The organism is Paenibacillus sp. 102, assembly GCF_039549175.1.
GTDB lineage: Bacteria > Bacillota > Bacilli > Bacillales > Bacillaceae_G > Bacillus_A.
Genome location: NZ_JBCGHT010000100.1, coordinates 1 through 255 on the forward strand (window position 1 = coordinate 1; position 255 = coordinate 255).

Genomic DNA, 255 nt, shown 5'->3' on the forward strand with positions numbered 1-255 from the left:
TTTTACCTTTATAGAAAAAGATATTATCAATGATTTAAAAGCTCAAAAAGAATTTAAAGACCTCAGCTTAAAATATACCCCAACCATTTTTATTGAGGATGGAGAAGAAACCCATAAGTTTATTGGAGCACCAATTAAAAAACTCGAAAAAATCTTACTATCAGAATCCATTTCACAATAAATGAGGTTAAAACTATGGATATTATCGAAGAAAAAGTTAAGAAATATAATCAAGTTAAAGCTGATTTAATGAAA

The 255-nt window shown here is 26.3% G+C and carries 1 protein-coding gene; it reads left to right on the top strand.

Annotation, left to right across the window (positions count from 1 at the left end):
- Positions 1-181 (top strand): glutaredoxin (locus tag AAIE21_RS29520; RefSeq protein WP_343269890.1); only part of this gene is annotated, 181 nt, incomplete at its 5' end.
- Positions 182-255 lie beyond the last annotated feature (74 nt).